The sequence below is a fragment of the Pseudoalteromonas sp. TAE56 genome (assembly GCF_000497955.1).
Classification (GTDB): domain Bacteria; phylum Pseudomonadota; class Gammaproteobacteria; order Enterobacterales; family Alteromonadaceae; genus Pseudoalteromonas.
This window is the reverse complement of sequence record NZ_AUTN01000074.1, coordinates 43,202-57,970: the sequence shown is the minus strand read 5'-3', so window position 1 is coordinate 57,970 and position 14,769 is coordinate 43,202. Positions and strand designations below refer to the sequence as shown.

The 14,769-nt window shown below is 39.1% G+C and carries 12 protein-coding genes and 1 tRNA gene; 9 read left to right on the top strand and 4 right to left on the bottom strand.

Features of this window, described 5'->3' with window-relative positions:
- Nucleotides 1–6: 6 nt before the first annotated feature.
- Nucleotides 7–1,590 carry a BCCT family transporter gene (locus L656_RS0106860; protein WP_029750664.1) on the bottom strand — a complete coding sequence of 528 codons (1,584 nt, stop codon included), beginning with the start codon at nt 1,588–1,590 and terminating at the stop codon, nt 7–9.
- 475 nt (nt 1,591–2,065) lie between these two features.
- Between L656_RS0106860 and L656_RS0106855 the strand changes: the two genes are divergently transcribed.
- From L656_RS0106855 to rimI, 3 genes are all read left to right on the top strand, one after another.
- Nucleotides 2,066–2,142 (top strand) — tRNA-Trp (locus L656_RS0106855).
- 64 nt (nt 2,143–2,206) lie between these two features.
- Nucleotides 2,207–2,512 carry a hypothetical protein gene (locus tag L656_RS0106850; RefSeq protein ID WP_024598631.1) on the top strand — a complete coding sequence of 102 codons (306 nt, stop codon included), beginning with the start codon at nt 2,207–2,209 and terminating at the stop codon, nt 2,510–2,512.
- On the top strand, nt 2,499–2,966 hold the full coding sequence (rimI, locus tag L656_RS0106845) for a ribosomal protein S18-alanine N-acetyltransferase (protein WP_024598630.1): 468 nt from the start codon (nt 2,499–2,501) through the stop codon (nt 2,964–2,966). Before L656_RS0106850 ends, rimI begins: the two co-directional genes overlap by 14 nt.
- Nucleotides 2,967–3,031: 65 nt before the next feature.
- Here the strand turns inward: rimI and L656_RS0106840 are convergent, their stop codons facing one another.
- Both L656_RS0106840 and L656_RS0106835 read right to left on the bottom strand, forming a co-directional pair.
- Nucleotides 3,032–5,698 (bottom strand): sensor histidine kinase, encoded by a 2,667-nt coding sequence (locus L656_RS0106840; protein WP_024598629.1) that lies wholly within the window; start codon nt 5,696–5,698, stop codon nt 3,032–3,034.
- A gap of 280 nt (nt 5,699–5,978) precedes the next feature.
- Nucleotides 5,979–6,866 carry a LysR family transcriptional regulator gene (locus tag L656_RS0106835; RefSeq protein ID WP_024598628.1) on the bottom strand — a complete coding sequence of 296 codons (888 nt, stop codon included), beginning with the start codon at nt 6,864–6,866 and terminating at the stop codon, nt 5,979–5,981.
- Between the two features lie 102 nt (nt 6,867–6,968).
- Between L656_RS0106835 and L656_RS0106830 the strand changes: the two genes are divergently transcribed.
- The 5 genes from L656_RS0106830 (at nt 6,969) to L656_RS0106810 (ending at nt 12,992) form a co-directional block, all read left to right on the top strand.
- Nucleotides 6,969–7,343 (top strand): isochorismatase, encoded by a 375-nt coding sequence (locus tag L656_RS0106830; RefSeq protein ID WP_024598627.1) that lies wholly within the window; start codon nt 6,969–6,971, stop codon nt 7,341–7,343.
- Nucleotides 7,344–7,758: 415 nt separating this feature from the next.
- A complete protein-coding gene (prfC, locus tag L656_RS0106825; protein WP_024598626.1) occupies nt 7,759–9,348 on the top strand; it encodes a peptide chain release factor 3 in 1,590 nt (529 codons plus the stop codon).
- Between the two features lie 62 nt (nt 9,349–9,410).
- Complete coding sequence (gene argS, locus L656_RS0106820) at nt 9,411–11,153, top strand: arginine--tRNA ligase (protein ID WP_024598625.1); 1,743 nt, start codon at nt 9,411–9,413, stop codon at nt 11,151–11,153.
- A 411-nt stretch (nt 11,154–11,564) separates the two neighbouring features.
- Nucleotides 11,565–12,203 carry a pyridoxamine 5'-phosphate oxidase gene (gene pdxH, locus L656_RS0106815; protein ID WP_024598624.1) on the top strand — a complete coding sequence of 213 codons (639 nt, stop codon included), beginning with the start codon at nt 11,565–11,567 and terminating at the stop codon, nt 12,201–12,203.
- 21 nt (nt 12,204–12,224) lie between these two features.
- Nucleotides 12,225–12,992, top strand: a complete 768-nt coding sequence (locus L656_RS0106810) for a TatD family hydrolase (protein WP_024598623.1) — start codon at nt 12,225–12,227, stop codon at nt 12,990–12,992.
- Here the strand turns inward: L656_RS0106810 and L656_RS0106805 are convergent.
- Complete coding sequence (locus L656_RS0106805; protein ID WP_007581635.1) at nt 12,959–13,579, bottom strand: AhpA/YtjB family protein; 621 nt, start codon at nt 13,577–13,579, stop codon at nt 12,959–12,961. The genes L656_RS0106810 and L656_RS0106805 overlap by 34 nt on opposite strands.
- Before the next feature lie 152 nt (nt 13,580–13,731).
- Here L656_RS0106805 and serB point away from each other — a divergent pair, with 152 nt between their 5' ends.
- Complete coding sequence (serB, locus tag L656_RS0106800) at nt 13,732–14,760, top strand: phosphoserine phosphatase SerB (RefSeq protein ID WP_024598622.1); 1,029 nt, start codon at nt 13,732–13,734, stop codon at nt 14,758–14,760.
- Nucleotides 14,761–14,769: the final 9 nt, after the last annotated feature.

Sequence of the window (14,769 nt, the reverse complement as noted above, 5' to 3'; positions counted from 1 at the left end):
AGGTTTTTACTTGTGTGTTTCTAGCTCTGTTATTAGTCCTTTTACAAGGCTAATACTGCCAAGTAATAAAATAAGCGTAAAAGGGAGCGCCGCAATGATCGTTATATATTGTAGCGCTTGAATAGACTCAGTCCCCCCAATCCAGAGCATTAGCATTGCAATAATACCTGCAATATTAGTCCATACTAGCTTTTGTTTTATTGGTACTTCAAGTTTACCGCCTGATGTAAGGCTATCTATCACAATAGAGCCCGAATCTAGAGTCGTTACAAAAAAGATGATAATCAACGCGATAGCTAAAAGCGAAAGCACTGTACTAAAAGAGTATGCATCCAACATATAAAATAAGCTAAGTGATACATCAGTAATACCTTTATCGGCGCCTAGCACTCCAATTTCATTTATAACCTGATCGATAGCTATCCCACCAAAAACCGACATCCAGGCTGTAGTAACAAGCGTTGGGATAAGTAATACGTATACTAAAAACTCTCGTATGGTGCGGCCTTTAGAGATACGTGCCACAAACATGCCAAAGCAAGGTGCGTAAGCCACCCACCAAGCCCAGTAAAATACAGTCCAGCTATGTAGCCACTCAGTGTCTTCTCGGCCTGTGCTTGAGCTCAAAGGTATAATATTTTTTACATAGCCGACGACTGCGGTGTAGCCAGAATCAAGTACGGTAGTAAAATTTAAAATAGCAATTAGAGCAAGAAACACAAAAGCAATGCCCATATTAATGTTGCTAAGCAGTTTAACGCCGCCATCCATACCACGTATAATCGACAAAATGGCTAAGCCCATAATCAGTAAAATGATGCCTTGTTGCAATAGTAGCGAATTTTCAAACCCTAAAACATGGCTTATCCCACTTGCTGCTTGCGAACCACCGAGACCAAGTGATGTAGCCAGACCAAATAGAGTCACTAAAACAGCCATTACATCTATAACATCGCCTAGTTTTCCCCATACTAGATCCCCAAAAAGTGGATAAAATATAGAGCGCATTGAAAGTGGTAAGCCTTTATTATAAACAAAATAAGCTAGGCATAATGCGGTCATCCCATAAATCGCCCACGCATGAAGACCCCAATGGAATACCGTTGCACCTAAGGCAATTTCTCGACCTTGCTCGGTAAATGGTTCAGCATTGAGAGGAGTACCTGCCCAGTCTGTATAAAATGCGGTTGGTTCGGCAACACCCCAAAAAATAAGCCCTATGCCCATGCCAGCAGCGAATAACATTGAAATCCAAGAAAGGGTAGAGTAGTCGGTTGTTGCTTTATCGCCGCCTAAGCGAATTTTTCCAAGCGGAGATACTGCAATGCCGATAGCAAAAAGCAGGAGTATATTTGCTCCCCACATAAATACGAAATCAAAATTTACGAGTGCAGCATTTTTTATCGTGTTAATAGCGTCTTTTGTTTCGCTAGGTGGCAAGGCGAGTAAAGTTATTATGAAAAGTAAAGATAAGCCAATTGAAATAGAAAACACATTACTATGAATATCCATCCCCCATTTACTGACGTTATCTTGACCTACTTGATAATCGGTTGAATCGATACTATATTTTTTTGATTTAAACTTCATATAACATGGTGTAAACCATCCGCAAAAGCGAATAGTAAAACTCCTCCATATTGGTATTGTGTATAACCCGCGTGAATAAGATACATGATGAAATATGCAATTTAGAGATAAAGCGCGGATCTTCTGGAGGAAAACTGTATCATAAATGCTATCAATGTTATTGATTTGTTTGTATGTTTACTCATCCGCTAAGTTTTATTTAGTTAAGAAAACAGTAATGACAGTTACTTTAGGTGTTTTTTTTCACCAACTTTTTGAATGGAACTGATGCTCTTTATGTTTCTATGATGTCTATTCTTAATAACCCTCGCTGGGCAGAGCGCTAAATAAAAGTATTTATTGTGTTACTACAGTAGATAAAACAGCGAATTAGCATGCTAATTCACCGTTTTGTTTATTTTAAAAGCAGTTGAGCTAAAAGAGTGATTTTTCTCTTTACCTTTGGCGAAACTTCTCTATAATTCGTCGTCATTGCAGGGGCGTAGTTCCAATTGGTAGAACAGCGGTCTCCAAAACCGATGGTTGGGAGTTCGAATCTCTCCGCCCCTGCCATTTCTTCTTTACATCGTTTTTATTACTTCTTATATTGTTCAAATGTCTAATCTACTGAGTTGTTATGCATCCACGTTACGCAGCTATTTTTGATATAGAAAATCTTGAACTCAATCAACATTATTGTCCTCAAGCAAATGATCAAGCTAATACTTTATCGCAAAGCACGATAGCTAGTTCTTTAACGCTAAATGAGCAACTACTTGCAGACATTAAACTCAGTGCCGAGCCTATTATTATAAATAGCGTTGTACAGGGCCGTGAGATGCAATTAAACGATAATGAGCTTACATTGCCAACCCCACAGCTCAACGCTTCTGAAAAGCGTGCTTTATGGGCTTTAATGAGTGAACACCTTGATAAACTTTAAACCAGTAGATGAAACTGCAATATCTCAATTAATGGCCGTCGAAACAGCGTGTCATAGCCATCCGTGGACTTTAAATACAATGAGTTCATGCATAGGCGGGCGCTATTTTAATGTTGCCGCATTTGATGAGAGTAGCATGATTGGTTTTTATATTGGTGAAAAGGCGGGGCCTGATTTTACACTTATGGATATTTGTGTAACACCAAGTCACCAGGGTAAGGGTATTGCAAGGCAGTTGTTAGCGCAGTTTATTGAATATGGTGAGCAGCAAAATGCTGAAAACCTCTTTTTAGAAGTACGCGAATCAAATACACGTGCTATTGCGCTGTACGAGCGCGCAGGCTTTGCTGAGATGTCAGTTCGTAAAAACTACTACCCAAGTGATAACCCTGCTAAAAATGGCTTTGAAGACGCTATTTTAATGGGTATGGCGCTAGGTTTAAACTTTTCATAATTAAAGTCGGTAATTAGCATTTAAAATACAGAGTCGCTAAAGTACTGCATTTTGTAAGTTTGCTTTTAGGTTACTTTGTCGCTAATTGCTTGCTCAATGGCTGCTATTAGATCATTTACCAGCTCGTCTCTTGGCACTTTATTGTTACTTTTTAAGTTCTCTTCAAGTGCCGTAGCACTATGGTAAATTTCATCAAAGTTAAAGCATCCAGAACTACCTTTAATACTGTGCGCTACACCTCTTAATGCTTCCCAATCATCACAATGTTGCAGAGCTTTAACTTCTTTTAAATATGTAGGTAAGTTAGCTAAATAATTATCAGCAATTTGCTGGAATTTTTCGCTTTTTAATAGGCTATCCCATTTATTTTGATTATCTTTTTCAAGATGCAGGTAGCTCACGAGTACATTTTCCAGAGCATCTTTATCAATGGGTTTAGCAAGTGCTTTATCGCAACCAGCCTCTAGGTAAGTCCCTATATCGTGGTTCATTACATTGGCAGTAAGGGCAATAATAGGGCCATCATACGCGGCATGGCGAAGCATTTTAGTCGCTTCTAACCCGCCCATTACAGGCATTTGCATATCCATAATAATAAGTTGGTAGTCGTTTACGAGTGCCATTTCTACGGCTTGTGCACCATTATTGGCAATATCGGGTTCAAGACCCCAGGTTTGCAGTAGTAATTTAATTAATAATTGGTTATCTGGGTTATCCTCAGCAACTAATATATTGGCGTCGAAGCTATTGCTGGCAAATGATAATAGAGGGTCTTTCTCTGGTATTAACTGGCTGTCTTGCGTTAAAAATTCAAGCATGGGTTGATCATCAGATAACTGACACGCCACCCTAATTGTAACGCGACTACCAACACCCACTTCACTTTCAAGATTTACATCGCCACCAAGTAGCAGTGCTAAATTTTTAGAAATACACAATCCAAGACCTGTACCACCAAAACGACGTGTAGTTGTTGCATCAGCTTGTTCAAACGGTTTAAATACACGCTCTATTTGATGCTCAGACATACCAATACCGGTATCTTTAATTACAAACTCAAGCTTTTGACTCGATTCTAAATAGTGCACACAAATAGACACACTGCCATTTTCGGTAAATTTAACGGCGTTATTGGCAATGTTTATAAGTATTTGTTTTAAGCGAGTCACATCACTATAAATAGTGCGAGGTAGTGGTAGTTGATAGTCAATATTAAGGGTTAATTGTTTTTCTTGTGCCAGTGGTTGAATAATTGATTCAATGTCGTGTACAAGCTGCACTACGTTTAATGCTGACAAATCAACAGCTAGCTTTTCGGCTTCAATTTTAGATAAATCTAAAATATTATTTATTAGCTCTAATAAGTGTTTTGAGTTACGTAAAATAGTACTGAGATGTTGCTTATCGTTCTCAATCTTGCCATTGTGTAGCAACTGTTCTGTAAAGCCCATAATAGCAGTAAGTGGCGTGCGTATTTCATGGCTCATGTTAGCTAAAAATCGGCTCTTAAGTTGATTGGCTTGCTCAGCTTGGCCAATAGCCAACTCAAGTTGGCTGTTCATAGCTTCAAGTGCTTGGGTGCGACTTTCTACTTTATCCTCAAGATGATGCTTATATTCTTCAAGCTGCTGTTGGTAGTGCCTTATTTGATTAACCATGTGGTTAAAGTCGTTAAATAAAACACCCACTTCATCATTAGTGTGCGCAGGTAAGTGCACCGACAAATCACCATCACCCACACGGTGACTCGCTGCACCTAGTAACTCAATTGGATTAAGTAATAAATTACGTACCACTACAAAAATTAATATTGGTAGAGTGATCACCGAAATAATAACAATTAAGCCCGTTATTAAACTTATAGCTTTGCCTGATTGGTAAAGCACACCTTTTGGAATGGTAGATACGTAATAATATCCGCCGGGCATTTGTACTGCAAAAATCATACGCTCAATTTTATCTATGCTTGAGAGCTCAATGGTCGAAAGCATGCCTATATCGGCCAGGTCGTGGATTTGGTTGAGTTCGTATTCGCTTATATATTGGCCGCGCATGTTGTAGTCAGAGCTAAATAATATCTTACCGTCTTTGGTTAACATCAAATTAAGCGTGTTGTTATATGGGGCTTCTAAAATACTGGAGTTAAGTATTGAAGGCTCTATATGTATTACAATAAAACCAAGTTGCTGTGGGCGTTTTAAGTAGTAATCAACACTATAAATTCGTTGAATAAAATACAAACTAGTGGTGCCGTCATCCTTTTGAATCATAAATTGCTGTTTACTTAAATTACTTTGCAAGACTTGATTAAAAAATGGATAGCTTTTAGGTGCAGTAGTTAGGTTGTTAGAGTAGTAAGCATCACTTTTCCCACTGGCAGAGACTAAATTAATACTAATAATATCTGGATAAGCTTCACTGTAGCTGGCAAATACATCCATAAGCGCGCCAAGTTTTCGGGTGTGGTTACCGTTGGCACGAATGTCGTTTGCTAAAAAGTCGCTAAGTACTGGCGAAGTTGAAAGTAGTTTTGCTGTAGAGTGAAAAGAGTCGATATAGTTAAATATTTTTTGCTGTTGTTGCTCAACAAAACGGCTCATTATTAAATCAGCTTGTTTTTGTGTTGAATTAGTTACATTGGTGAGCGTAAAGCCACCTAAAAATAGCAGCGGTAGAATAACAAGGGGTGTTATATACCATAATAATCGAATACTTAACTTACTGGTTTTCATGACCAAGCGACTTATCCTCCATGCAATCTACCAATAATATGCGTTACGGCTTTATTAAACAAGCTTATAGCGGTCTTGATGGCTGAAATGTAACCTTTAATTGCGCGGTATTTAGCTAAGGTTAGCTACTTATTTGTATAATTAAGTTATTTTAATTTAATAAGTTACGTATTATTGAAATGGTATTTTAGTGATTGAATAAATTTTACAATATTTATGCATGTAAAAGTGACTTTTTATGCTTAATATATTTAAAAAAGTGGAGTAACGCTTATTAAACTTAAGTTGTAAGTTTGTTTAAGTGTTTTGTTATTTCATCAATGCATATTTTTACAGAGATTGGCATGTTGTGCGTGTAGGGCGTTAATGCATAAATACTTTTACTACTAAGTGAGTAATCGGGGTTAATTACCTCAAGTGATGGCTTTACTAAGTTTAAGTAAAAATCCGGTACCAGCCCCATTCCAGCTCCTGCTTTTATAAGCGATAAACAACTATGGAAAGAGTTTGCAAGGCAACGAGCTTGGGTACTGAAGTGAAGTAGTTCTCCATGTTTATTTTTAAAGGTGTGATCTATATTTAACCCTTGCCAAGTATTAGCGATGTAAGGCGTTGCATTCAATATTTTAGACTCTAGCTGTTTAGGGCTTTTAATTACTCCCGTTTTTATACACAGCCTGTCAGTAAAGCTACCTATGCGCTTTTGTTTTAGGGCGCTGTCTTTTGAGGGACCCACTCGAATAGCGAGATCAATATTATGATCTAAAAAATCTATATGCTGATCGGCACTTACAAGCTCTGGCGTTAATTTGGGGTATTGATTCATTAAGTTAGCAATAACAGGGGTAATAAGCGTTTCCATTAATGCATTTGGGGCAGTTATCTTTATATTGCCAGTAGGCTCTGCTTGTTGAGTTTTTACGGTATCCCATGCCGTAGTCGCGATATTATTTAACTCTTTACATTGTATGTAAAACAGCTCGCCGGTTGCCGTTAATGCTTGTCTACGCGTTGTGCGTTTTAAAAGGGTTACCCCAAGCTCTAGCTCTAGCGCTTTTAAATGCTGGCTTACTACCGATTTAGAAACATTAAGCTTATCAGCTGCGGCAGATATAGAGCCTGCCTCAATAATATTTGCAAACACCGACATTTGTTTAAATTTACTCATATTTATTGTTCTGTTTTTCTAAACTGTATTTTTTATTATCTTTGTTTTTAGTGTTAAAAGATATAGCTAATATAAGCGTAATTTATTAACTACAGGTGATCTATGAATAGCGAATTAGTACTTCAAAAATGCAAACAAGGGATAGCGGATTGGCAGGATGCATTTAATAACCAAGATGCAAAAGGCTGCGCGCAACAGTATTTTTCTGATTGTGAAATGCATGCTCGCCCATTTGGTATGTTTAAAGGAGAGGTTGCAATAGAAAGCTTTTGGCAAGGGATCATGGATCAAGGCTTTAAAAATGTGCAATACACTGATGTAACATGGGAAATGCTTGGTGATGATGGTTATGTTTTATCAGCTAAATGGACAATGAACCAAGCGCATGGTGTTGTTCATAGCGAACATTGGGTTGTTGCAGCAGATGGAAAAGCAAAGTTAAAAAGTGACGATTTTGAAGTATTAGGTGAGCGCTAAGTAATTATTAATTTAGAGTTGAGTACGTGCTAACTAGTGAGTCTAATTTATCTAAGGTTGTGAAATAAAATACTTATATAAATTCCTCGGTGAAAATAAGCTTAAAAAGCAACGAATCATCGCTTAAACAATTATAAAATGGTCTGTAATTTAATTGCTGACCATATTTCAAATATTTCTAGTCATATCTCTTCATTATAAAGCCAAGAAATTTTTAAGTTAGATAGCACACTTTTATACCGACTCCTGTTACAATTGTCATTATTAAAAAATTAGCTATTGGCGTTTTATTATCAGCTGTTTATAACGTTAAAATCAGCGGAAATAGTAGTTAATTACGATCAACATTACGGGTTTACTCGCAAGCGCTTATTTAAATGCATTCAACCCCGCATCAAACTAAAAGAATTTATTAATGGCAGACCAAACTATTATCAATGAAATCAGCAAGCGAAGGACTTTTGCTATCATCTCTCACCCGGATGCTGGTAAAACAACTATCACCGAAAAAGTATTGTTGTTCGGACAAGCTATTCAAAGAGCCGGTACTGTAAAAGGGCGTGGTTCTAATCAGCATGCTAAATCTGACTGGATGGAAATGGAAAAAGAGCGTGGTATATCGGTTACTACCTCTGTAATGCAGTTCCCGTATAACAATGCGCTTGTTAACTTACTTGATACGCCAGGACACGAAGATTTCTCGGAAGATACTTACCGAACGCTAACAGCGGTAGATTCGTGCTTAATGGTTATTGATGCGGCAAAAGGTGTAGAAGACCGTACCCGTAAGCTCATGGAAGTTACGCGCCTGCGTACAACACCAATTGTTACGTTTATGAACAAGTGTGACCGTGATATTCGTGACCCAATGGAAGTATTGGACGAAGTTGAAACAGAGCTAAATATAGCCTGTGCTCCAATTACGTGGCCAATTGGTTGTGGTAAAGAGTTTAAAGGTGTTTATCATATTCATAATGACGAAGCTGTTTTATACAAAACAGGTCAAGGTCATAAAATTCAAGAAGTTCGCACTATTAAAGGACTTGATAACCCAGAGTTAGATATTGCGATTGGCGAAGATTTAGCTGCGCAATTACGCGATGAGCTTGAGCTTGTTATTGGTGCATCAAACGAATTTGATTTAGATCTGTTTTTAGCCGGTGAACTTTCGCCAGTTTATTACGGTACTGCACTTGGTAACTTTGGTGTTGACCATGTTTTAGATGGTTTAACTAAATGGGCGCCAACGCCATTACCACGCGAAACCGAAGACAGACTTATTGTTGCAACAGAAGAGAATTTTACCGGTTTTGTATTTAAAATTCAGGCCAACATGGACCCTAAACACCGTGACCGTATTGCATTTATGCGTATTGTATCGGGTAAATACAGCCAGGGCATGAAAATGAACCACGTGCGTATTGGTAAGCAGGTGAGTATTTCTGATGCGGTAACCTTTATGGCAGGCGATCGTGAGCGAGCAGAAGATGCTTACGCTGGCGATATTATTGGTTTGCATAACCACGGTACCATTCAAATTGGTGATACGTTTACGCAAGGCGAAAAACTTAAATTTAGTGGTATTCCTAACTTCGCGCCTGAGCTATTTCGTCGTATTCGTCTTCGCGATCCGCTTAAGCAAAAGCAATTATTAAAAGGCTTAGTACAGCTTTCTGAAGAAGGTGCTGTACAGGTATTTAGACCGCTTATAAACAACGATTTAATTGTGGGCGCGGTAGGTGTACTTCAGTTTGATGTGGTTGTAGCGCGTTTAAAAGCTGAATATAACGTAGATGCTATTTACGAAGGTGTAAACGTAAATACAGCACGCTGGGTTGAGTGCAGTGACGTTAAAAAGTTTGAAGACTTTAAACGCAAATGCGAAAGCAATTTAGCACTCGATGGTGGCGATAACTTAACTTACATAGCGCCGAGCCGTGTAAACCTTAATTTATCGGTAGAGCGTTATCCAGAAGTAACGTTTAACCACACGCGCGAAAACTAGAATTGACCGACTACAGTTAACTGAAAGCCTGCTTAGGCGGGCTTACAAAGGTAAATAATATAATGAACATTCGTACTATTTTAATCGAAAAAGCTATTGCCGCTATGGCTGGCGCAGGCTTACCTGAAGACACAAACCCAGCAGTAACGCAAAGCACACGTCCACAATTTGGTGATTACCAAATTAATGCAGCAATGGGCGCGGCTAAAAAAATGAAAAGCAACCCACGAGAGCTTGCACAAAAAATTATAGATAACCTTGATGTAAGTGATATCGCAGAGAAAACTGAAATTGCGGGTCCAGGTTTTATTAACATTCATTTAAAGCCAGAGTTTTTAGCGCAAAGTGTTAAAGCAGCTAATAGCGATGCAAAGCTTGCAGTAAACGAGCACGCTAACCCACAAAAAGTGGTTGTGGATTACTCATCACCAAACCTTGCTAAAGAAATGCACGTAGGCCATTTACGTTCAACCATTATTGGTGACTCAATTGTACGTGCGCTTGAATTTAGAGGCGATACGGTTGTACGTCAAAATCACATGGGTGATTGGGGCACGCAATTTGGTATGTTAATCGCGCATTTAGAAGATCAAATTAGCCAAGGTGTAGATTTAGATACTGTTGCACTTGCCGATTTAGAAACCTTTTACCGCGATGCTAAAAAACGTTTTGACGACGAAGAAGGCTTTGCAGATAAAGCCCGTAATTACGTTGTTAAATTACAAGGTGGCGACGCGCACTGTGAAAAGCTTTGGAAACTATTTATAGCAACCTCAGTTAAGCACTCTGAAGAAGTATACAAACGTTTAAATGTAACGCTTACGCAAGCCGATATTATGGCTGAAAGCGCATACAACGCAGAGCTTAACGATATTATTAGCCTACTTAAAGATAAAAACATTGCTGTAGAGTCGCAAGGCGCACAAGTTGTGTTTTTAGATGAGCTAGCCAACAAAGATGGCGAACCATCTGCGTTTATCGTACAAAAATCTGGCGGTGGTTTTTTATATGCAACAACAGATTTAGCGGCATGTGATTATCGTTCAAATAAATTAGGTGCCGATCGCATCTTAATTTTTGTAGATGCACGTCAAAACCTACACTTTAATCAAGTAGAGCTAACAGCGCGTAAAGCAGGTTTATTACGAGACGAAACAAGTTACGAGTTTTGCCCGTTTGGCACCATGATGGGCGCCGATAACAAACCATTTAAAACACGTACTGGCGGCACAGTAAAACTTGCTGACTTATTAGAAGAGTCAATCAACCGTGCAGCTGCAAAACTAGCTGAACGTGAATCGGATTTAAGTGATAGCGATCGCAGCGAAATTGCCCGTAAAGTAGGTATTGGCGCAGTTAAATACGCTGACCTTTCTAAGCACCGTACCAGCGATTACATATTCAACTGGGACAGCATGCTAAGCTTTGAAGGCGCAACAGCCCCTTACTTACAATATGCTTATACACGTATCCGCAGTATTTTCCGTAAGTCAGGCGTTGATGCAGCTACATTAAATTCAGACGTAGCAATTGTTGAGCCTCAAGAAAAAGCACTAGCACTTAAGCTACTACAGCTTGAAGAAGTACTTGATTTAATGATCTCTGAGGCAACACCGCACGTACTATGTGGTTACTTATATGAGTTAGCAAGCTTATACATGACATTTTACGAAGCCTGCCCAGTACTTAAAGAAGGCGTAGAGCCAAGCGTGCGCGATAGCCGTTTAGTGCTGTGTAATTTGGTTTCTAAAACATTAGAGACGGGATTAGACTTACTTGGCATTGAAGTTATGGAGCAAATGTAATCACCTTCTGCTGCGTGTAGTTCGCTTTGACTGCGTTGTCGTGCTTTTTTAGCCTAAGTCACATACTAAATGTATGCTCCTTGGCATAAAAAAGTACTCCGCCTTGTCAGCACTCTTACACTTGCAGATATCTGAGCTGTGTAGTTTGCGCTGTAGGTTGGGTTGAGTGAAACGAAACCCAACGATACACCTGAGACTCTATGTTCACTGCTATCGAATACACCTGAGGCTCTGTGTTTATTGCTATCGAATGCACCTGAGGCTCTATGTTTACTGTTATGGATACACTCAAGACTCGGTGTTATTGCTATCGCATACACCTGAATCTTAATATTTGTTATTACTCAACATCTAATGTTTTAAGCTCGCTACTATAAGCTCTTTTCTAAGGCTTTATTTAAAGGACTTGTTATGAAACTCGAAGATATCCGCCGTGAATACCTGCAAGACGCGTTAAGCGAAGATAACTTGCAAGATGATCCGTTTAAGCAGTTTGAAACATGGCTTGAGCATGCGGTAGCAAGCCAATTACCCGATCCAACTGCCATGGTTGTAGCAACCGTTGATGAAACCGGTCAGCCTTCACAACGTATTGTGCTTTTAAAGCATTTGGATGATGACGGGTTTGTGTTTTTTACTAATATCGGCTCTCGTAAAGCGCAAGAGCTTAAAGGTAATAACAAAATTTCCTTGCACTTTCCGTGGCATCACATGGAGCGCCAAGTTATTGTGTATGGCGAGGCTAAACCCTTACCGACTTCTGCTGTGGCAAAGTACTTTTTATCCCGTCCTAAAGAAAGCCAATTAGCCGCGTGGGCATCAGCGCAAAGTCGTCCGGTGTCATCACGTAAAGTACTCATGGAAACCTTTGCCAATATGAAAAACAAGTTTGCTAAAGGTGAAATACCACTTCCTGATTTTTGGGGCGGATATTGTGTAGTACCCACTAAAATTGAGTTTTGGCAAGGCGGAGCGCATCGTTTGCACGACCGTTTTATGTATCAGCGCCAAGCAGATAACAGCTGGCAAGTTACGCGCTTAAACCCTTAATAAATAGATGAGTAAGTAACCGTGCAATTTATTGACTCTCATTGCCATCTCGACTTTAGCGAGTTTGATTCGAATCGTGAATCGCTCATAAACGAGTGTGTAGCAAAGGGAGTTAATCAGTTTGTTGTGCCAGGTATTACGCTTGCTCAATCGCATACCCTCATAAAACTCAAAGCAACTTACCCAAGTATAAAAATAGCCGCTGGGCTACATCCTTATTTTTTAGAACAACATAAAGAATCGCACATAGAAGCGTTATTTGATTTTGCGACTGAAAATAAGCGCCAACTGGTAGCTATTGGGGAGTGCGGGCTTGATCGAAGTATTGAAAACCTCTCTAAACAAACTTATTTATTTGAACAGCAAATAAGGCTTTCTAACGAGCTAAGCTTACCGCTTATTGTACATCACAGACAAAGTCACGATTTAATTGCGCAATCGTTTAAACGGTGTAAGCCAAAAAGTGGCGGGGTGATTCATGCATTTTCGGGATCAATCCAACAAGCGCAGTATTATATAAAGCACGGTTTTAAGCTTGGTGTAGGCGGTGTTATTACCTATGATCGCGCAGTTAAAACACGCGCTGTTATTGCTGCTATTGAGCCAGATAACTTAGTGCTTGAAACCGACTCACCTTCAATGCCGTTAAGTGGCTACCAAGGTGAAATAAACACACCGCTGCATATACCTGATGTATTTAACGCGTTATGTGATTTAAAACCACACAGCGATAGAGAAGCGCTTGCAAAGCAGCTTTACGATTCTTGCTCAGATGTTTTTTGCATATAGCGATTTACCTGCCAACGTTTTAATCCACGTCCTAGCTGCCACGTAAAAATACACGCAATCACTAGCATTAATAGTACCTGCCGACCTAAGTCATGAAAATGATTATGGCTGTCGGATATTGCAGCGCGAGTTAAATAAGTAACAGACACAAAGCCTATAGGGCGGTCATCATCGCTTATCACTGGTTCCATAAAAGGTGTTTTTAGTTTACTAATACCCGGTGTTGAGTCTGGAAGCTGTCCATAAATATGGTGTGATTGCCAATTGTCACTACTGGCAATTAAAATGCCCTGTTGATCATAAATAGTGGCAGAAAGCACAAACTCATCTTTACTTATATCGTTACAAATGGCGTTGAGTTGTGGTTTATTCTTTTCTATGAGCGGCGTTTTAACATTTAAAGCCATAAATTGAGTGAGGCTTTTTGCAGTGCTATCGGCGCTATCGTATAACAATTGATGACTTTGAAAACTACTATTAACGCCTACCCAGCTTAATAATACAAAACAGCCAGCCGCAAGTATTAAGCGAACAAGTCGCTTTCTTTGTGAAGCGGTAATAGGGTTTTTAATATGGTTATTTTTCATAGTCACCGTTTATGCTGCTGACAGCATTTTGATTTGATGTTACAACTACACTAACTATAACCTTAAACCCCACCTGATGGCGAATTTAGTGTTGAGAATACCAGTTTTGATATGCCAACTATCAGGAAAATAAAAATAAACACGGAGATCCCATGTCGCAAATCAACATGGCACAGCCAACTGCTGAGCAGCCATTACAACACTTAACTTTAAATAAATGGTTTGGCTTTAGTGATGGTGTATTTACATTTCTTGATTATATTCCCAATAAAGCATTAGGGTTATTCAGCATCGCGTTTGCAGGTGATTTTGAAGAAAAACACATTGTTAGCATTATTGATTTTTTAGCTACGCATAACCAAACCGTCACTGCTATATGCCAATATCAACCAGATTTAGGGCTTGCACCTGCATTGTGTTTTTACGCGCAAAATGCAGATAAAACTATAAACCCGCTCGTGCTACAAGAATTTTCAACCACTCTAGATTGTCAATTAGTGCAAGTTGTTACTCCACCTAATTTATATGAGCCTGGTTTATTGGTTATGGATATGGATTCAACTGCAATAACTATTGAGTGCATAGACGAAATAGCACGCCTTGCAGATGTATATGATGAAGTTGCCTCTGTAACCGCACTTGCTATGGCCGGTAAGCTTGATTTTAGCGAGAGCTTAAATCAGCGTGTAGCGAAGCTTACAGGTATTGAAAAAAGCTTAATTGAAGAGCTAAAAAATGCATTGCCTTTAATGCCTGGTATTAAAGCATTATGCCAAATTTTAAAGCAGCATAATTGGTATTTAGCAATAGCTTCTGGAGGTTTTGTACCGTTTGCTGAGCGCGTTCAAGAGCTTATTAATTTAGATGAAGTACACGCTAATGTGCTTGAATTTAAAGACGATAAATTAACAGGTAAGGTACTGGGTACAATTGTAGACGCGCAGCAAAAAGCGGTTATTTTAGAGGCGCTTCAGCAAAAGCTAGGGCTTAAAAAAACACAAACTGTAGCTATTGGGGATGGCGCAAACGATTTAGTAATGATGGCAAAAGCAGGCCTTGGTGTTGCTGTACATGGTAAACCTAAAGTAGTTGAGCAAGCGCAAGCGGCTATTTGTGAAGGGTCATTATTGCAATTGCTGTATATGTTGGCTATTCCGTTAGAAAAACAACCAACACTTTAAAATAAATTA